Genomic DNA, 18,366 nt, shown 5'->3' with positions numbered 1-18,366 from the left:
GGTTGATTCATCAGCGGTTGGCTTAGTGCACATCCACCAACACGATTTCACTGTCTTCAAGCGCCTTGATACGCAGCCTCGTCTCGTCACGCACGGCCACCCCGTCTCCGGCGCTGGCGGTTTGTCCGTCGATGTCGATACGGCCGCTTGCAGCCACCAGATAGACCTTGCGGTCCGGCGCGATCTCGTATTCGGCAACCTGCCCGGCAGAAAGTGTCGCCGCGGCCAGACGCGCATCGGCGCGGATCGGCAAGGCGTCGCCATCCTCGGCCATGCCGCTGGCCAGGGTGACGAAACGGCCGGCACGCTCGCCGACCGGGAATGGCCGCGTCCCCCAGGCAGGAGGCAGGCCGGACTGGTCCGGGTAGATCCAGATCTGGAAGAGTTCGGTGGTCTCGTCTTCCTGGTTGAACTCGCTGTGCGCGATGCCGGTGCCAGCGCTCATGACCTGCACGTCACCCGCCACGGTCCGGCCGCGGTTGCCAAGGCTGTCCTCATGGGTGATCGCACCTTTGCGCACATAGGTGATGATCTCCATGTCGCGATGAGGATGCGTGGGGAACCCCGAATGCGGCGCGATGCTGTCATCGTTCCAGACCCGCAGATGCCCCCAGTGCATGCGCGCGGGGTCGTGGTAGTCGGCGAAGGAAAAGTGATGACGCGTGTCCAGCCAACCGTGCTGGCCACCGCCGAGGTCAGCGCGGGGGCGAATGTCGATCATGAGAAAACCTCCAAGAAGAAGCCGGCCTGGCGCCAGGCGCGCCAGCGGAATGAGGTCATCATCAATTGAATTGACTCGTAGATGGTTGGATTTTTCCGCAGCAACCAATCGTTTATTTCGATATGACCGACAACCGGGCCCAGCCATGCTCGCCGTCACGCCAGGAATGCCAGCACCTCGTCCAGTAGCCGCTCGGGTACCTCCTCCGGCAGGAAGTGGCCCGCCGGCAACGCCCTCCCCTGCACATCGGACGCGACACGACGCCACTCCGCCAGCGGATCGAAACAGCGCTCGACGACCCCCTCGGCGCCCCAAAGCACCAGCAGCGGCGCGTCGATCATGCGACCGGCCGCACGATCGGCGCGATCGTGCTCGAGATCGATACCGGCGCTGGCCCGGTAGTCTTCGCAAAACGCGTGGATGGTGCCGGGCAGCTTCATGCAGCGCAGGTATTCGGCGAACGCGGCCTCGCTGAACGGGTGCACATGGTCGGCGCGGGTGGCCACGGCGGTGCGCAGGATCAGCTCGGGATCGGCCTGCAGCAAAGTCTCCGGCAGCGGCGCCGGACGGATCAGGAAAAACCAGTGCCAGTAGGCGCGGGCAAAGGCTTCGTCCGTCTGGCTGTACATGGCCAGGGTCGGCGCGATGTCGAGCAGGATCAGCCGACGCACCGCCTCGGGATGGTCCATTGCCAACCGGTGGCCGACCCGCGCGCCTCGGTCATGGGCGAGGATATCGAAGCGTTCGAAGCCCAACGCCCGCATCAGCTCGACCTGATCGCGTGCCATCTCGCGCTTGCTGTAGGCGACGTGGTTCTCGCCGCCTTGCGGCTTGCTGCTGTCGCCGTAGCCGCGCAGGTCCGCGGCGATCACCGTGAAGCGCTCGGCCAGCGGGCCGGCAATCCTGTGCCAGATCACATGCGTTTGCGGATAGCCGTGCAACAGCAGCAGGGGCGGACCTGAGCCACCCTTGCGATAGTTGATCCGCACACCATTGACGTCACAGGCGCCGGACTGGAAATGCTCGAACATCGGACCGCTCCTCGGAGAAGTGTCCTAAGCCTAGGCGCAGATCCGCCAAGCGCAACGGGGATTGACCGATCAACCCAAGACCAACGGCAGAAACAGCGCGATGAGAATGCCCAGCAGGCTCATCCCCAGCGCCGCAAAGGCGCCGCACTCGTCGCCCTCCTCCAGCGCGCGTGCCGTGCCGATGGCGTGGGCGTTGATGCCGTAGCTCAAACCGCGTGCGGCCGGGTGATCGACCCCGGCCCAGCCCAACAGCAGGGGGCCCAGCGCGGTGCCGATCACGCCGGTGAGCATGACGAACACCGCCGCCAGCGATGCCAGGCCGCCGAGTTGCTCGGCTACCAGCATGGCGATTGGCATGGTGGCCGCCTTGGGCGACAAACTCATCAGCACCGTCAGGTCTGCGCCCAGCGCACGTGCGATCACCAGGGTCAGGCAGACGCCAAGCAGCCCGCCGCTGACCAGCGTGACGAGGATCGGCCAGAACAGCTGTTGAATGCGCCGAATATGACGGTACAAGGGCACCGCCAGGGCTACCGTCGCCGGCCCGACCAGCACCGCGATCATCGACGCGTCCGCCCGATAGCTCGCGTAGTCGATGCCGCACAGGTACAGGACGCCGACCACCAGCAGCATACCGACCATGACCGGTTGCAGCACCAGCCAGCCACTGCGCCGGTAGAGTGCCAGCGCCAACTGGAAGGCGATCAGCGTCAGCGCCACGGAAAACAGCGGATGATCCAGCGTCATGGCCCAGACGCTCGGCCAGTCGACGGCGCTCATGCCCGTTCCTCGCGCCGACGATCCATGCGCTTGATCAGCACCTGCATCAACCATCCGCAGAACGGCACCGTCACCATCAATGACAGGACCAGCCCGGCCGCAATCGCCGGCAGGTTCGCCAGCAACGCCTCGCTGCTGGTCATGATGCCGGCCGCCGGGACGATCAACAGCAACGGCAGGTACTGAAACAGCAGCGCAGCGGTCTTCTCCAGCGGCTCGGGCACGCCGCGACGCAGCACGAGCAGCCCGAAAAGCAGGACCAGGCCGATGATGGGACCGGGTAGCGCCGGCACCAGCGAGAGATGAATGACGCTGCCAAGCAGTTGCAGCACGACCAGCCAGGTCAGGCCTTTGAGAATCATGGGAAGTCCTATAGCGGCACAACGGAAGGGGCAATGATGCAGGGAATGGCGGTCCACGGCACGCTTGAGCCACCCCGACGGGACTATCGCTTGCCTCATGCGCATCGAAACAGGTGCAGATGCGCGTAAAAAAAAAGCATCAGTCGATGCTGCTGCTGTGGCCAAGCGTCGCACACGATGGACAGGTGCCAGCCGCCGCTCACACAGCGCGCCCGGCGCAACCCCTTGGCGCTGCGGCATACGGCGGTGCGCGCCGAGCATGGACGAGCGCCAGCGCTCCCGGGCTCATCTGATCCGTATTTTTCCGCGTTACCTGAGTCTGTTATGCATTGCGTGCGAATTCGATCATCGGCGCCGCCTGTTCAGCCTGATAGGGGCCCGCCATGACCGAACGCATACCCGCCGCGATCATCGACACTGTCGATCCGCGCACACCGCTCCGCCTGACGCCGGCAAAGGCGGGAGGCCCCATCCACACCCGCAGTTTCAGCGGTCTGTTCCGTAATCTGCGCCTCGTTGGAGCGGGGTTGCTGTGCCTGCTCTACTTCGGGACCCAGTGGCTGAACTGGGAGGGTCGCCAGGCGGTGCTCTGGGATCTGGGCAAACAGCAATTCCATATCTTCGGTGTCACGTTCTGGCCGCAGGACTTCATCCTCCTGTCGGCGTTACTGATCATCGCGGCGTTCGGGCTGTTCTTCATCACCGTTCTCGCCGGTCGGATCTGGTGCGGTTACGCCTGCCCACAGAGCACCTGGACCTGGATATTCATGTGGGCCGAAAAAGTTACCGAGGGCGACCGCCACCAGCGCATCAAGCTGGACGCGGCGCCCTGGTCGCTGAACAAGCTGCTGCGGCGCAGCGCCAAGCACGCCCTCTGGCTGGCCGTGAGCCTGGCGACGGCAATTGCCTTCGTGGGCTACTTCACGCCGGTCCGCACCCTCGTGGTCGAACTGTTCAGCCTGCAACTGGGTATGACCACGGCCTTCTGGCTGTTCTTCTTCACCGCGGCGACCTACCTCAACGCCGGCTGGCTGCGCGAGAAGGTCTGTGTGCACATGTGTCCCTACTCCCGGTTCCAGAGCGTGATGTTCGACGCCGACACGCTGACGGTGGCCTACGACGCCGCGCGCGGCGAGCAACGCGGCCCCCGCCGCAAGGACAGCGACCAAAAGTCACTGGGACTGGGTGATTGCATCGACTGCACCCTCTGCGTGCAGGTCTGCCCCACCGGCATCGACATTCGCGATGGCATGCAGCTCGACTGCATCAGCTGCGGCGCCTGCATCGACGCATGCGACAGCGTGATGGACAAGATGGGCTACGCCCGCGGGTTGGTCCGATACAGCTCCGAACGCGCACTCGAAGGCGGCAAGACACGGCTGCTGCGACCGCGCCTTGTCGGCTACGCCGCGGCGCTGGCGCTGATGATTGGCGCGTTTGTCTGGGCACTGGATGCGCGGCCGCTGCTCTCGCTGGACGTGACCCGGGACCGCACCCTCTATCGCGAAAACATGCATGGCCAGATCGAGAACATGTACAGCCTCAAGCTGATCAACAAGACCCAGCAACGCCGCCGCTACCAGATCTCGCTGGTGGACGGGCCCTTCGCGTTGCAAGGGCCGGGCGACGTCAGCCTGGCGCCAGGGGAAATCGTCGATCTGCCGGTCAGCGTGGCGCTACTCGACGATAGCGATACCGGCCAATCGCAGCGTGCGCTGCACTTCGTTGCCCACGATGCGTCCGACCCGACAAGCTCGGTCAGCGCACCCAGCACCTTCATCGCGCCCAGGGTCCGGTAGCATGGGCCGATCCATCAGCGCCGTATGAGCATCAACGCAGGGGTCAGCCGCCAGGATGAAGCGCTACGAGAGATTTGCCGAAGAGATCGCCGAGCTGATTCGCACCGGGCTGCTGGCGCCGGGCGAGCGCGTGCCTTCGGTGCGCCACGCCAGCCGCACCTACGGCATCAGCCCGGCCACGGTGTTCCAGGCGTACTACCAGCTGGAGGATCGCGGCCTGATCCAGGCGCGCGCACGCTCTGGCTATTTCGTTCGCGAACACGCCAAGCGTCCGCTGCCTGAGCCGGAGATCAGCCCGCGCCTGAGCGAGACCACGGAGGTGGCCGTCAGCGAGCTGGTGTTCTCGGTGCTGGCCTCGCTGCGCGACCCGGATACCGTGCCCTTCGGCTCGGCCTTTCCCAGCCCGGCGCTGTTTCCCCTGCAGCGCCTGGCGCGTTCGATGGCCCAGACCGTGCGTGACATGCCGGCGAGCGACGTGGTCGCCGACATGACCAGCGGCAATCCTGCACTATGCCGCCAGATCGCCCTGCGCTACATGCTCGGCGGCGTGATGCTGCCGATGGAGGAACTGGTGATTACCACCGGCGCCATGGAGGCGCTGAACCTTTGCCTGCAGGTCGTCACCGAGCCTGGCGACCTGGTCGCCATCGAAGCACCCGCCTTTTACGCCACGCTGCAGGTGCTGGAGCGGCTCAAGCTCAAGGCCGTCGAAATCCCGGTGCATCCGCGCGACGGCATCGACCTGGAGAGTCTCGCCAGCAGCCTGGCGAACCTGCCGATCAAGGCCTGCTGGTTCATGAGCAGCCTGCAAAATCCGCTCGGTGCAAGCATGACCGAAGGCAGTAAAAAGGCCCTCTACGACCTGCTCCAAAAACACCAGGTGCCGCTGATCGAGGACGACGTCTACGCCGAGCTCTACTTCACCCGCGAGCCACCCAAACCGGTGAAGAGTCACGACCGCGACGGGTTGGTGATGCACTGCGGCTCGTTTTCCAAGAGCCTGGCGCCGGGCTATCGCATCGGCTGGGTGGCCGGCGGGCGCTATGCCGAGCGCATCAGCCGACTGAAGCTGATGACCACCTTGTCGCCTTCGCTGCCGGCCCAGGCGGCCATCGCCGACTACCTGCAAAACGGCGGCTATGATCGCCATCTGCGCAAACTGCGCCATGCCCTCGAGCGTCAACAAAGCGAAATGCTCGCCGCGGCCGCCCGGCATTTTCCGGCGAGCACGCGGGTGACCCGCCCCAACGGCGGCTACTTCCTCTGGTTCGAATTCCCCGAGCCGGTGGACTCGCTCAAGCTGCTGCAACTGGCACTGGCGCAAGGCATCAGCCTCGCGCCCGGCCCGATCTTCTCGGCGACGCGGCGCTTCGGCAATTGCGCGCGGCTCAACCACGGCTATCCCTGGGATGCGCGCAGCGAAGACGCCATGGCGCTGCTTGGACGCATGCTCCGGTCGTTTTGACAGCCGGGCGCCGCGCAGCGCGACGCGGCGATGTAGGTTACGTCAGCCGCTTGCAGGGACGCAGGCGACCTGGCCAGGCACGGCGGCGAGCAGCTAGATCTCGATCGTACCCTGCAGATACTGGACGGCGTGGCCCGACACCCTCACGCGCGCACCTTCGACCCGGCAGTACAGCTCGCCGCTGCGACGGGAGGCCTGCAGTGCCGTCAGCGATGCCCGCCCCAGGCGCTCGGCCCAGTACGGCGCAAGCCCGGCGTGAATGGAGCCGGTCACCGGATCCTCGTCGCCGCCATTGGCCGGCCAGAAGTAGCGCGAGACGAAGTCATGCTGGACTCCCGGCGCGGTGACCACCACATCCAGCGGGGCCAGTGTCTTGAACAGCGCCAGGTCAGGCGCCAGCGAGCGGACCTGCGCTTCCTCCTCGAACACGGCGAACCAGGCCTGGGAGCTCTTCAGCACCTGATACGGCGTAGCGCCCAGGCCGTCGAGCAACGCGGCCGGCGGGCTGTCGACCGGCTCAGGAGCCCGATTGGGGAAGTCCATCTCCAGCCGACCGTCATCGAGCTGCACGACCGGAATATCCCCTACTGCGGCGGCTCGGAAGGTCAGCGGCGCGGTGGCCAGCCCCTGCCGGAGCAGCACGAAGGCGCTCGCCAGCGTCGCGTGACCACAGAAGTCGATTTCAGTCAGCGGTGAAAACCAGCGGATACGAAACACGCCATCCGCCTCACGTCGCACGAAGGCGGTTTCCGAAAGGTTGTTCTCCAGGGCGATCGCCTGCATCTGGGTGTCGCTCAGCCAGTGCTCGAGTGGCACTACGGCCGCTGAATTGCCCTGGAACAGCTCTTGGGTAAAGGCATCGATCTGATAGATAGCCAACTGCATGCCGCGCCACCTCGCGTTCATGGCGCCTGACGCAGGCGCACGGAGCGACGAGTCTCGCCGAGCGCCCAGGCACTCGGCAAGGCGGTGACGTCGTTTCAGCGTTTGGACGCGGCGCTCGCGGTCAATCTCGGCTGGTCAGGCTCCGTACCCGGCTGGCACAGCGTCTGCGCGCCGGCGAGCAGATAGGGCTGCAGAATCGGCGCCATCCCCTTGAGCACCTGCACGGGCAGCGCCGAGGTGAAGCGGAAACTGTCGGCGCCCTGCCCTGGCACGTAGGCCGTCAACGTTCCGAAATGGTTCGGTCCTAGGTAGAAGACGAAGGTCGCGGTCCGGTTCAGCGCCAGCGAGCTGATCAGCCGCCCTCCGGCGCCCACCGTCTGGATACGGTTGTCGCCCGTGCCGGTCTTGCCACCGACCCGTAGCGGCTCGCCGCTGGCCTGCAGGAAGCTGCCGTGCAGACGACGTGCCGTACCCCCTTCCACCACCGTGGCCAGCGCATCGCGAAGGGCGGCCGCAACCTCGGCGTGCAGCACCCGAACGCCGGCGTCCGGCCGGATTCCCACGCGCGTCTCATACGGTGTGGCATTGGCGAAATGCAGGCTGTCGATGCGCACGCTGGGCAGGCGAACGCCGTCGTTGACGATGATGCCCATCAGCTCGGCCAGGGCTGCCGGGCGATCACCGGAGCTGCCCAGCGCGGTGGCCAGTGACGGAACCAGGTGGTCGAAGGGATACCCAAGGCGCTGCCATCGGCGATGAATATCGGTAAAGGCCTCGACTTCGAGCATGATCCGAATACGGCTGTCGCGGGCACTCTTGTAGCGGCTGCGGAACAACCAACCGTAGACTTCCTGGCGTTCGGCGGTGCTCGCGTCGATCACCTCGGTTATACCGGCGTCCGGGTGCTTGATCAGATAGCCCAGCAGCCAGAGGTCCAGTGGATGAACGCGGGCAATGTAACCCTGATCGGGCAAGCTGTAGCTGCCGGGCGCGTAGCGGGTATAAAGCGCGTCGAGGTCCTTCTCGCTGAGGTCGCTGCCGGGCAGGCGCGTGGTCAGAAAGCGGTCGAACGTGGCGCGATCGGCGTCCGGCACCAGATAGCGATGCACGGCGGCCAGCCGCCGCGGCGTTGGCCGCATGCCATCGAGCAACGCTTCGATGCGTTCATCGGCGCTCTTGCCACGGTATTTCTTCCAGAAGCGCTGTAGGAACACCGACCCTTCGCGATCGGCAAACCGCCGCAGGTACTCGCGGCGCTCCGGGTTGTCATCGCTCTTCAACAACTCGGCGCCGTTGGAGGTCTGGTAGGTGCTGTAGCTCACCAGGTCGCGCATCAGCCTCACGAATGGCAGGTTGATCGACTCCTGCAAGGCCTCGCGCATGGTCGGCAGACGGCCGTCGTCCTGATGGCGAAAGTTGCCGAAATGGTGCATGCCGGCACCGGTAAAGAAGCGCTCGTTCGGGTTCGCCGAGTAGCGCCGTTCAAGCGCTGCGTCGAGCATGGCCGGAAGATTGCGATCGTCATGCTGGATCAGATAACCCAGCGCCCAGCGCGTCAGCGAATCGACGGCCTCTGCCTTGCGCAGCGTGGCGACATCGCTTTGCGCGTAGCGGTCGTGCAGCTCGGCGATGATCTCCAGGTAGGTGGTCAGCACGCGCAGCTTGGCGGTCGAGCCCAGCTCCAGCTTGCTGCCTTCGTTGATATCGAAGGGTTGGTTGGTATTGTCGGTCTGCACCCGTACACGGAAGCCCTGCTCGCCGCGCTCGAACAAGGTGAAGCTGTAGCGCACATCGCCAGTGCGCTCCGGCGACAGCATGCGCTCGCCGAACAGCCCGACCTGGCCGGCAAAGCCCGGCTCCGCCAAGCGGTGCAAGTATTCGGTGACCTTGGTCTGCAATTCGCCGTGCAGTGGCGTGGTAGCCGCCAAGTCGAGCCGGTCGAGCTGGTACAGCGAGACGCCGAGCAAACTGCTCAGGCGCATACGCGCCGCGGTGATGCCCTTGCTCGACGGCACCTCGCGAATCCCCGGCTCGCTGCGCAAATCGCGAAAGACGACTTTCTGCTGCAGCGCCGCATTGCGCAGTCGCGTGCCGATCACGCCACCGTTGGCCAACAGGCGGATGTGGCTGTCCGTCAGTTCGGCCATGTCGGCACGTCCGGCGCCCAGGTAGTAGGACGGCCGCCGCTGGGCAATCAACAATGAAAGCACCTGGCGTAACGCCAGACCCTGGTCCTCGTAGCGGGTGCCGGCGTTGCGGCGCGAGTCGAGCAGGCGGTTGACCTCGGCGAAGTCGGCGCCAAACCAGAGGCGTAACCCATCGGCGATCCCGTGCACTTCACCATGCCCGTACGCCGCTGACAGCGGCACGCTGTTGAGATAGTCACGGACGATCCGCTTGCGGGTAGCCAGTGTCTGGCGACCTTCGCGGTAGGTGCGCACGCTCGCCGACACCATCTGTCGGATCTTTTCTTCGGCACTTCCGGTCCGGCCCTCGGGCGAGTGCCGGTATTTCTCCACCTGGGTCGCGAGGGTGCTACCGCCTGCGGCCTGCACCGGCAGCCCCAACTGTTTCTCCACCTGGCTGATCGCGGCCATGGTGAAACGCGGCCAATCCACCGCCGGGTTGGCGCGCGGACGGTCGGCATTGAGCAAGCCGCGGTCCTCGATGAAGAGCAGGCTCATCGCGATGATCGGCGGCACGTCATCGAACGACTCGTAGTACTGGTGCGGATAACTGTTGGCGTACAGCGGCTCCCCGCGGCAGTCATCGATGGTCAGACCGGCCTGGGATTTTTCCGGGTAAGGCACGAAGAAGCCATGACTGACGTAGCGCTGCAACGCCGGCGAGAAGCGCACCTGCTGCTGTACATCGAAGCCACGCTCGGTCAGCCGCTCGACGAAGGTCGGCAAGGCTGAGTAGCCCAGCCGACGATCGAAGGGCCCAGCTTCGGGAAACCGGATGCTGTCGCTTGCGCCGGCCTCGAGCTGATAGTCGAGCTTCTCCGCGTAACGGCTTAGCCACAGCGCCTGCAGCTTGGAGGTGTGCATCTCATGCCAGGCGGCATAACCACCCCCGGCGAGCAGGGAAACACCCAGCAACACGCCCATGCGGCGCGCCAGTCGGCTGCCGTGCGTGGGTTGTTTACCGGGTTTGTTGGTGCGTGACACGCGTTTGCTGTCACCCGCCCGGGATGAATCGGTCTGCCATACTGCGCCCATCTTTTCCGGCCTGGCTTCCTTGGGAAATTACAGGCTTAAGCTTAGCGGGTGGCGCTTCGTTAAGCCTTCCCGAGCGGACGAACGGAGAGCATGAATTCGCCGTCCGGCAACGACCCGCGCAAACGAGCCGCCGCCGTCTAGCTCACTCGATCCAGCGCGGGTAAAAGCCGAGTCGTGCTTGCAGCCCGCTGTCCTGCAACGGCAGCACATCGACGGGCAAAATCGGTGCGTCAGGCTGCGTACCCGCGGCGTCTCCGCGGAAGAAGAAGCGGCGGCCATCGTCCAGCGTAAGGAACAACCCCAGCGCACCGTGCCCTGGCAGCTTCACCAGGATCATGCGGCCGTCGCCGAACAGGTCGAGACTTTCCTCGAAGCCGTAGCGCGGCTGGCGGTCAAAGCGCAGCGGCTGCCATTTCACGCCATGAGCGAACTGCACCGGCAGGACCGCTGGCGGCGTGGCCGTCTGGGCATAGTGGATGCTTTCCGGACTGGCCAGTACCGGCAGGTCGGCAAAATCCACCAGCCCGGAGGCATATTCCCAACGGGCGCAGCCGAGCACCAGCCGGTCGACCTTGAGGTCATCGTTCAGTTGATCGCGTACCGGGCGCACGGCGGTGTAGCGCTTCTTTCGCCACGGAATTTCGCTATCGAGCTGCGCGTCGATCTGGCGACCCAGGCCCGTACCGAACAGCAACCGGCTGCCACGATGCTCGATCAGCAGCGCGACATGGTTGACCGTGGCCGGCTCGACCCAATCGCCATCGCGCCAGGCGAACTCGCCGCTGGACGCAGTCTGCCCGGTGCGAACCAGACTGAAGCGCAGCTCCGCGGCGTGCACGCTTGCCGCCAACACACTCAGCAGGATGCCGATCACACTCATGCGACGCATGGCTCACACTCCTGTTCCCGGAAGGAACGGCGATAGCTCGGGCGCGCTGAAAGCCAGGGGCAGACGTGCGCGCCGCAAAACCCAGCGCCCCGGTGTCAATGCCAGCATGCGCTCGGCACCGGGCGGCGCAGTGATACCCGACGCGGCGTACTGCTCCGGCCAGATCAGCTCGGCCCGCGCCTGGAGTTGAAGCAGGTCACCGCTGGCGAAATCGATGAACAGCAACCCGCAACGGGGCTCGCGAACCAGGTTGCCCAGCGTGTTGAACAACCGATTACCGCTGTAGTCGGGCAGCCAGAGCCGCCCGTCCCGGCCGATCTCGACGAAACCGGTCGGTCCGCCGCGGTGCGAGATGTCCACGCCTCCACCCTGGGTGTCGCTGCTCTGGCTGGCGATGAACAAGGTGTCCGCCTGCTCCACCAGCGCCAACCACTCGCTGTCCACGCCATCACCTTCGAGCATCAACCCAGGAAGACGACGGATCGGCTGCCAACTTCGCGCCTGGATGTACCTGGGGCAGTTGCCGAAGGATTGCGCCACCGCGATGCCGAACCCCTGCCGGTCGCATTCGAGGATGCGACCGTTGATCCGGTTGCGCCGACGAGTCGGCCACTCCAGGCCCAGCAAGCCAACCCTGGCATCCAAGCGCAGCCAGGGCGCGACCGGATCGTCGTCCTGCGCGGTCGCGCCTACGCAGAGCAGGACCGGATGCGGCGACCAGACGAACCCGGCCGTCCCCCAGAGGATCGAAGCATGCGGCTGCCCCTCGCCGTCCACCGCAGCGACCAGCAAGGCCGGTAACTGCGCGAAGAATTCACGATGCTGCTCGGGCATGAACGAGCGAATCGCCCGACTGCCGAGTTGTTCAGCCTTATCGCGCACGCCGGCGCGGCGCTGAACCCACCGCTCACCCGTATGGAAGGGGCTGCTCATCGCGTCGCCTCCTATTCCAGGCCGAGCATGGCGAGGTAACCGGGCAACTCACGAATGCGCGAGCACCACGCCCGTACGGCGGGATACGGCGCGAGGTCGATACCGCCCTCGCCGGCCAATCCTGCATAGGGGTATACCGCGATGTCGGCGATCGTCGGGGTGGCCGTTCCGGCCAGCCAGGTGTGTTCGGCCAGATGCTGCTCGAGCAGTTGCATCGCCGCCAGTGCGCGGCTCGAGGCCAGGGCTTCGTCGATCGGCCGGCCGAACAAGCGCCCCACGCGCGCCGTGGCTGGACCGTGATGCATCTCGTTGGCGGCGAAACTCAACCAGCCGACCACAGCCGCCTGGGTCGGCGCATCGAGCGGAAACCAGGCTTCGTCGGCGTAGCGCCGGGCCAGATAGACCAGGATGGCTTGCGAGTCCACGACCCGGACATCCCCATCCTCCAGAACCGGCACTTGCCCGCGCGGATTGAGGCTGAGAAACGGCGGCTGCTTGTGCTCGCCCTTCAACAGGTCTACCGGAACCAGCGCCACCGGCTGGCCGATCAGGCCGAGAAACAGGCGCGCCTTGTAGCAATTGCCGGAAAGGGTCAGGTCATAGAGTTTCATCGTGTCGCTCCTTGAAGGATGGATGGCTGTGCGGAGGCACGACTGGATAATAGACAGACCTGTCTGTACACTGCAAGCGCGACTTTCGCCGAGACGTGATTGGAGGGAACGGAATCGCTCCCGCATAATTGGCCGTCGAAGGAGACCTACATGGCTACGAACAAGCGCGACCTGCTACTCGGTACCGCCGAGCGGCTGTTCTACACAGAGGGTTATCACGCCACGGGTATCGACCGGATTCTCAGCGAATCCGGCGTAGCCAAGATGACGCTGTACAAGCACTTCAAATCGAAGGAAGAGCTGATTCTCGCCGTGCTGGATGCCCGCCAGCAGCCGATGCTGACAAGGCTGCGCGCGGCGCGCGAGAAGCTGCCGCCGCGCAAGGCGCTGCTGAGTATTTTCGACGGCCTGAACGATATGATTCACAGCCCGAATGCGTTCTGCGGCTGCCTGTTCATCAATGCCGCGGCCGAATACCATGACCGCGACCACCCAATCCATCAGCGCTCAGCCGCCTACAAGGCGCAGTTTCAGACGCATGTGCGTGAGCTGTTGGAAGCACTCGATGCCGCGCAGCCGGAGCAGTTGGCCCGGCAACTGCAGTTTCTTATCGAAGGGGCGCTGAGCATGGCGCACATCGAAGGCCCTGGCGATCAGGCGTTGCTGGCCAAGGCGGCAGCCGAGCAGTTGTTGCAAGCCGCCGGCATCTAGGGCGACGCCGGCGTCCCCACTGCCACCTCAGCGCGTTTCCTTGACCCGGAACCAGGCCGCGTACAGCGCCGGCAGGAAAAGAAGTGTGAGCGCCGTAGCGACGATCAACCCCCCCATGATCGCGACCGCCATCGGCCCGAAGAACACACTGCGCGACAGGGGAATCATCGCCAGCACCGACGCCAGAGCGGTCAGCACGATGGGCCGGAAACGGCGAACCGTGGCGTCGATGATGGCGTTGAAGCGATCCTGTCCGGCAGCGATGTCCTGCTCGATCTGATCCACCAGAATCACCGAGTTGCGCATGATCATGCCCGACAGCGCGATGGTGCCGAGCATGGCCACGAAGCCGAATGGCTTGCCGAGCAGCAGCAGAAAGAGCGCAACGCCGATCAGCCCCAGCGGAGCGGTAAGGAACACCATCGCCGAACGCGAAAAGCTTTTGAGCTGGAGCATCAACAAGCTGACCACCACGATGACGAACAGCGGCATCCCGGCATTGACCGAGGCTTGGCCGCGGCTGGAATCCTCGACCGTCCCGCCGACTTCCAGCAGGTAACCACTGGGCAACGCGTTGCGAATGTCCTGAAGCGTCGGCTCGATCTGCTTCACCAGCGAGGCGGGTTGCTCGTCGCCGTAGATGTCGGCGCGCACCGTCACGGTCGGCAGACGATTACGGTGCCAGATCACGCCTTCTTCGAAGCCGTATTCCAGGGTGGCAACCTGCGACAGCGGCACGCTGCGCCCGTTCGCGGTAGGAATCGCCAGACTCGGCAGCATCGACAAGGTTTCCCGCTCACGCGAGGTACCGCGCAGCAGGATTTCGATCAGCTCGTTGTCTTCACGAAACTGCCCGGCGGTAACCCCGGTAAAGGTGCGCCTGAGGAAATTGGACAGCTCCGTGGTGCTCACGCCCAGCGCCCGCGCCCGATCCTGATCCACGTTAAGCCAGACGACCTTGCTCGGCTCCTGCCAGTCCAGGTGCACGTTCGCCACGTAGGGGTTTTCGCGCACCTTGGCCGCGACCTCCCGGGCCAGCTTGCGCACGATGTCGATGTGTTCGCCGGTGACCCGGAATTGCACCGGATAGCCCACGGGCGGTCCGTTTTCCAGGCGGCTGACCCGGCCCCGTAGCGTCGGGAAGTCCTCTTGCAAGCGCTCGATCAGCCAACTGCGCAGCGCCTCACGCTCCTCGATGCTGTCGGCGAGCACCACGAACTGGGCAAAGCTGGTGGCCGGTAACTGCTGATCCAATGGCAGGTAGAAGCGTGGTGAACCACTGCCGACGTAGGCCACGTAATTGTCGATGCCCGCACGCGCTTTGAGCATGTCTTCGAGGCGGTGCACTTCGGCTTCGGTGGCCTTGAGCGAGGCACCCTCTGTCAGCTTCAGATCGACCATCAATTCCAGGCGCCCGGAGGCCGGAAAGAACTGCTGGGGGACGATGCGGAACAGCCCGACCGCGCCGACGAACGCCAGCAGCGTCAGGACGATGACCGTCTTGCGCCGCTGCACGCACCAGCGAATCACACGCCGAACCCGCTGGTAGAACGGCGTCGAATAGGGGTCGTGGCCTTGCTCGCTGCCGCCGTGCTTCAGCGCGTGGCGCTTGGCGAGATCGGGCAGCAGCTTCTCGCCGAGCAACGGAACGAACATGACCGCCGCGATCCACGAGGCGATCAACGCGATGGTCACCACCTGGAAAATCGAACGGGTGTATTCACCCGTGCTCGACTGTGCGGTGGCGATCGGCAGAAACCCGGCGGCCGTGATCAAGGTGCCGGTGAGCATCGGAAAGGCGGTACTGGTCCAGGCATAGCTGGCGGCCTTGAGCCGGTCGAAACCTTGCTCCATCTTGATCGCCATCATCTCCACCGCGATGATCGCGTCATCCACCATCAGCCCGAGCGCCAGCACCAGCGCGCCCAGCGAGATCTTGTGCAGGCCGATATCGAGGTAGTGCATGGTCGCGAAGGTCATCGCCAGCACCAGCGGAATCGACAGCGCGACGACGAGACCGGTGCGCACGCCTAGCGAGAAGAAGCTCACCAGCAAGACGATCGCCAACGCTTCGACCAGCACCCGCACGAACTCACCGACGCTCGTCTTCACCGCGGCCGGCTGGTCGGACACCTTGCGCAGCTCCATGCCGGCCGGCAGTTGCTCCTGCAACCGGGAAAACTCGGCCTGGAGCGCCTCGCCCAGCACCAGGATGTCACCGCCCGCCTTCATCGACACGGCCAGGCCAATCGCCGGCTCGCCCATGAAGCGCATGCGCGGTGCCGGCGGATCATTGAAGCCCCGATAGACGTCCGCCACGTCGCCGACGCGGAACGTGCTACCGGCCACCCGGATCGGAAAATCGCGGATTTCCTTGACCGTCTCGAAACTGCCGGTGACCCGTAGCCGAACGCGGTCGCTGGGGGTTTCGACGAAGCCGGCCGACAGCACAGCGTTCTGCGCCGCCAACGCCTGCTGTACCGCTTCGAGCGGCAGGCCCAGCCCCGCCAGCTTGACGTTGGACAGCTCGATCCAGATCTTCTCGTCCTGCAGGCCGATCAACTCGACCTTGCCGACGTTTTTCACCCGCTGCAGCTGCAACTGGATGCGATCGGCATAATCCTTGAGGATCGCGTAATCGAAACCCTGCCCGGTCAGCGCATAGATGTTGCCGAAGGTCGTGCCGAACTCGTCGTTGAAGAATGGGCCCTGGATATCCGCAGGCAAGGTATGGCGAATGTCGCCGATCTTTTTGCGAATCTGGTACCAGAGATCGGGAATCTGTTCCGAACGCATCGAGTCGCGCGCCATGAAGGTCACGTTGGACTCGCCCGGCCGCGAGAAGGAGACGATGCGCTCGTACTCGCCGGTCTCCATCAGTTTTTTCTCGATGCGCTCGGTGACCTGCCGAGAGACTTCCTCGGCGGTGGCGCCAGGCCACTGGGTCTGGATCACCATGGCCTTGAACGTGAACGGCGGATCCTCGCTCTGGCCGAGCTTGCTGTACGACAGCGCGCCAACGGCCGCCATCAGTAGCATCAGGTAGAGAACGATCTGCCGGTTGCCCAGCGCCCAGGCGGAAAGGTTGAAGCGCATCGCGATTACTCCTGCGCCGCCAGGACGACCGGACGGTTGTCTCGATCGATGGCCCTCACTGGTTGGTTCTCGTGGAGCAGCTGCACGCCGGCCAGCACCACCCAGTCATCGGCCTGCAGACCCTCGAGAATGGGGACCCAGGTTTCACCGAAAGGCCCGGTCCGCACCTTGACCCGCTCCAGCGTGGCGTCCGATTTCACGCGCCAGACGAAGGCCTGACCCTGCTCGGCGGTCACGGCCGAGAGTGGTACCGCCAACGGCACCTCGCCGTTGCGGCGAATCGACACCAACGCGCTCTGTCCCAGTTCGGCAGGCACGTCAGCCTCATCGAAGGCGACACGTGCCGAATAGGTGCGCGACTGCTGCTCGGCGGCCGGGGACAGCTCGCGAATGTGCCCGGAGTACTGCTTGCCCGGCTGCGACCAGATTTCCACCGAGACCTTCTGGCCCACCGAGTGGTGCTCCAGCCCTTGCTCGGGCAGGTTGATCGCCACTTCACGCTCGCCATCGGCCGCCAGCACGAATGCCGTTTGCCCAGCGGCGACCACCTGACCGACCTCGATCCGACGCTGAGCAATGACACCATCGCGAGTCGCCCGCAGCACCGCATAGTCGACCTGATTACTTGCCACATCGAATTCGGAGCGTGCCTGTTGCAAACGTGCCTGGGCGGAACGGTAGGCATTCTCCGATGCATCGAACTGCGACCGGCTGACCAGCTGCCGATCCATCAGCGTCTTGTAGCGCTCATGCTCGGCACGGGCGACCCGCAGGTTGGCCTCGGCGGCGGCAACCTGGGCGCGAATACCTTCGAGCTGCAGTCGTACATCTTGGGGATCGAGCCGTGCGAGCGGTTGATCCTTGGTCACCCGATCACCGGTTTCGACCAGCCGCTCGGCAACCTTGCCGGCGATCCGGAACGCCAGTTCGGGCTCGTAACGGGCGTGCACCTCACCCGGATAGCTTTCGAAGGCCTCGCCCGCCGGTTGGGGCTGGACCACCATCACCGGACGCGTCGAGCGTTGCTCAGGTTCGCTATCGCTGCAACCGGCAAGCAAGGCGAAGCCAATGACACCGAGGAAGGGCAAGGCACGTCGAAGCACGTCGGATCTCTCTCTGTCACAGGTGGGTTCTAATACTTATACTGGCCGGTATAGTAAAAATACCGAACTCACCAGTCTAGTATTAAAAGCGCACATGACAGCAATTCCATCTGTACCCTCTGGCCCGGGCCGTCCGAAGGATCCGGCCAAGCGCGAAGCGATCCTGGCAGCCGCACAGATACTCTTCCTCAGCAACGGCTACGAAGGCAGCAGCATGGACGCGATCGCCGCGCAAGCCGGCGTGTCCAAGCTCACCCTGTATAGCCATTTCAAGGACAAGGAAGCGCTTTTTGGCGAGGCGGTGAAAACCACCTGCGAAACGCGCCTGCCGCGCACGTTGTTCGTGATCGAGGCAGGCTGCATGATCGAGCAGGTGCTGCTCGAGATCGGCCATGCCTTCCAGGCGCTGGTCAACAGCCCGGAGTCGATTGGGCTGCACCGCGTCATGGTGGCCATGGCAACGCAGAACCCGGCACTGTCACGGATGTTCTTCGAGGCCGGTCCGCAGCGTTTGCTGGTCGACCTGGAGCATTTGCTGATCCAGGCCAACCAGCACGGCCTGCTGCGGGCGAGCGAGCCGATGCGTGCAGCGGAGCATTTCTGCTCGCTGATCAAGGGTGCTGCGCATTTCCGTTTGCTGATCGGTTGTGCGGAGCCGCCAACGCCCGAGGAGGCGGACGGTCATGTGCAGGATTGCGTCGACCTGTTCATGCGCGCCTACGGCACCGGCGAAACCGTCCCGACCTGAACCTGCGCCGA

General features: G+C 64.7%; 15 protein-coding genes. 4 read left to right on the top strand and 11 right to left on the bottom strand.

All coding sequences use genetic code 11. The features are described from left to right. Window positions 1-22: 22 nt before the first annotated feature. The 4 genes from KVO92_RS17575 to KVO92_RS17560 form a co-directional block, all read right to left on the bottom strand. The gene (locus tag KVO92_RS17575) at window positions 23-721 is read right to left on the bottom strand and encodes a pirin family protein (protein WP_217476819.1); all 699 of its coding nucleotides are present in this window, start codon (window positions 719-721) and stop codon (window positions 23-25) included. Window positions 722-876: 155 nt separating this feature from the next. Beyond that, window positions 877-1,752, bottom strand: a complete 876-nt coding sequence (locus tag KVO92_RS17570) for an alpha/beta fold hydrolase (protein WP_217476818.1) — start codon at window positions 1,750-1,752, stop codon at window positions 877-879. Between the two features lie 69 nt (window positions 1,753-1,821). After that, complete coding sequence (locus tag KVO92_RS17565) at window positions 1,822-2,532, bottom strand: LrgB family protein (protein ID WP_217476817.1); 711 nt, start codon at window positions 2,530-2,532, stop codon at window positions 1,822-1,824. Beyond that, entirely contained in the window at window positions 2,529-2,894 is a 366-nt protein-coding gene (locus tag KVO92_RS17560) for a CidA/LrgA family protein (RefSeq protein ID WP_217476816.1), read from the bottom strand. Before KVO92_RS17560 ends, KVO92_RS17565 begins: the two co-directional genes overlap by 4 nt. A gap of 383 nt (window positions 2,895-3,277) precedes the next feature. On the opposite strand from KVO92_RS17560, the gene ccoG reads away from it, so the two are divergent. Both ccoG and mapR read left to right on the top strand, forming a co-directional pair. Beyond that, complete coding sequence (ccoG, locus tag KVO92_RS17555; protein WP_217476815.1) at window positions 3,278-4,693, top strand: cytochrome c oxidase accessory protein CcoG; 1,416 nt, start codon at window positions 3,278-3,280, stop codon at window positions 4,691-4,693. Window positions 4,694-4,748: 55 nt separating this feature from the next. Further along, complete coding sequence (gene mapR, locus KVO92_RS17550) at window positions 4,749-6,158, top strand: GntR family transcriptional regulator MpaR (RefSeq protein WP_217476814.1); 1,410 nt, start codon at window positions 4,749-4,751, stop codon at window positions 6,156-6,158. A gap of 93 nt (window positions 6,159-6,251) precedes the next feature. On the opposite strand, the gene KVO92_RS17545 is transcribed toward mapR, so the two are convergent. From KVO92_RS17545 to KVO92_RS17525, 5 genes are all read right to left on the bottom strand, one after another. After that, the gene (locus tag KVO92_RS17545) at window positions 6,252-7,031 is read right to left on the bottom strand and encodes a PhzF family phenazine biosynthesis protein (protein WP_217477293.1); all 780 of its coding nucleotides are present in this window, start codon (window positions 7,029-7,031) and stop codon (window positions 6,252-6,254) included. Between the two features lie 107 nt (window positions 7,032-7,138). Further along, the gene (locus KVO92_RS17540; RefSeq protein WP_217476813.1) at window positions 7,139-10,264 is read right to left on the bottom strand and encodes a transglycosylase domain-containing protein; all 3,126 of its coding nucleotides are present in this window, start codon (window positions 10,262-10,264) and stop codon (window positions 7,139-7,141) included. Between the two features lie 142 nt (window positions 10,265-10,406). Further along, entirely contained in the window at window positions 10,407-11,153 is a 747-nt protein-coding gene (locus tag KVO92_RS17535; protein ID WP_423836238.1) for a Zn-dependent hydrolase, read from the bottom strand. A 3-nt stretch (window positions 11,154-11,156) separates the two neighbouring features. Further along, on the bottom strand, window positions 11,157-12,086 hold the full coding sequence (locus KVO92_RS17530) for a pyridoxamine 5'-phosphate oxidase family protein (protein ID WP_217476812.1): 930 nt from the start codon (window positions 12,084-12,086) through the stop codon (window positions 11,157-11,159). A gap of 11 nt (window positions 12,087-12,097) precedes the next feature. Next, window positions 12,098-12,697, bottom strand: coding sequence for a glutathione S-transferase family protein (locus KVO92_RS17525; RefSeq protein ID WP_217476811.1), 600 nt, complete (start codon window positions 12,695-12,697; stop codon window positions 12,098-12,100). Between the two features lie 150 nt (window positions 12,698-12,847). Between KVO92_RS17525 and KVO92_RS17520 the strand changes: the two genes are divergently transcribed. Then, window positions 12,848-13,408: a TetR/AcrR family transcriptional regulator gene (locus KVO92_RS17520; protein ID WP_217476810.1), complete on the top strand. Its 561-nt coding sequence runs from the start codon at window positions 12,848-12,850 to the stop codon at window positions 13,406-13,408. Window positions 13,409-13,435: 27 nt separating this feature from the next. Here KVO92_RS17520 and KVO92_RS17515 read toward each other — a convergent pair whose 3' ends face one another. Together KVO92_RS17515 and KVO92_RS17510 are read right to left on the bottom strand one after the other, a co-directional pair. Next, window positions 13,436-16,504, bottom strand: coding sequence for an efflux RND transporter permease subunit (locus KVO92_RS17515; protein WP_217476809.1), 3,069 nt, complete (start codon window positions 16,502-16,504; stop codon window positions 13,436-13,438). A 5-nt stretch (window positions 16,505-16,509) separates the two neighbouring features. Beyond that, complete coding sequence (locus KVO92_RS17510) at window positions 16,510-17,607, bottom strand: efflux RND transporter periplasmic adaptor subunit (protein ID WP_423836237.1); 1,098 nt, start codon at window positions 17,605-17,607, stop codon at window positions 16,510-16,512. Window positions 17,608-17,701: 94 nt separating this feature from the next. Here KVO92_RS17510 and KVO92_RS17505 point away from each other — a divergent pair, with 94 nt between their 5' ends. Beyond that, complete coding sequence (locus KVO92_RS17505; protein WP_217476808.1) at window positions 17,702-18,355, top strand: TetR/AcrR family transcriptional regulator; 654 nt, start codon at window positions 17,702-17,704, stop codon at window positions 18,353-18,355. Window positions 18,356-18,366 lie beyond the last annotated feature (11 nt).

Origin of the sequence: Stutzerimonas stutzeri, assembly GCF_019090095.1 — a bacterium.
Lineage (GTDB): Bacteria > Pseudomonadota > Gammaproteobacteria > Pseudomonadales > Pseudomonadaceae > Stutzerimonas > Stutzerimonas stutzeri_AN.
Note: the sequence above shows the minus strand (reverse complement) of the source record. Positions and strands in the feature narration are given on the sequence as shown.

Coding starts and splice junctions, on each gene's coding strand:
- KVO92_RS17575 (WP_217476819.1), bottom strand. CDS start 721: ATGATCGACATTCGCCCCCGCGCTGACCTCGGCGGTGGCCAGCACGGT.
- KVO92_RS17570 (WP_217476818.1), bottom strand. CDS start 1,752: ATGTTCGAGCATTTCCAGTCCGGCGCCTGTGACGTCAATGGTGTGCGG.
- KVO92_RS17565 (WP_217476817.1), bottom strand. CDS start 2,532: ATGAGCGCCGTCGACTGGCCGAGCGTCTGGGCCATGACGCTGGATCAT.
- KVO92_RS17560 (WP_217476816.1), bottom strand. CDS start 2,894: ATGATTCTCAAAGGCCTGACCTGGCTGGTCGTGCTGCAACTGCTTGGC.
- ccoG (WP_217476815.1), top strand. CDS start 3,278: ATGACCGAACGCATACCCGCCGCGATCATCGACACTGTCGATCCGCGC.
- mapR (WP_217476814.1), top strand. CDS start 4,749: ATGAAGCGCTACGAGAGATTTGCCGAAGAGATCGCCGAGCTGATTCGC.
- KVO92_RS17540 (WP_217476813.1), bottom strand. CDS start 10,264: ATGGGCGCAGTATGGCAGACCGATTCATCCCGGGCGGGTGACAGCAAA.
- KVO92_RS17535 (WP_423836238.1), bottom strand. CDS start 11,153: ATGCGTCGCATGAGTGTGATCGGCATCCTGCTGAGTGTGTTGGCGGCA.
- KVO92_RS17530 (WP_217476812.1), bottom strand. CDS start 12,086: ATGAGCAGCCCCTTCCATACGGGTGAGCGGTGGGTTCAGCGCCGCGCC.
- KVO92_RS17525 (WP_217476811.1), bottom strand. CDS start 12,697: ATGAAACTCTATGACCTGACCCTTTCCGGCAATTGCTACAAGGCGCGC.
- KVO92_RS17520 (WP_217476810.1), top strand. CDS start 12,848: ATGGCTACGAACAAGCGCGACCTGCTACTCGGTACCGCCGAGCGGCTG.
- KVO92_RS17515 (WP_217476809.1), bottom strand. CDS start 16,504: ATGCGCTTCAACCTTTCCGCCTGGGCGCTGGGCAACCGGCAGATCGTT.
- KVO92_RS17505 (WP_217476808.1), top strand. CDS start 17,702: ATGACAGCAATTCCATCTGTACCCTCTGGCCCGGGCCGTCCGAAGGAT.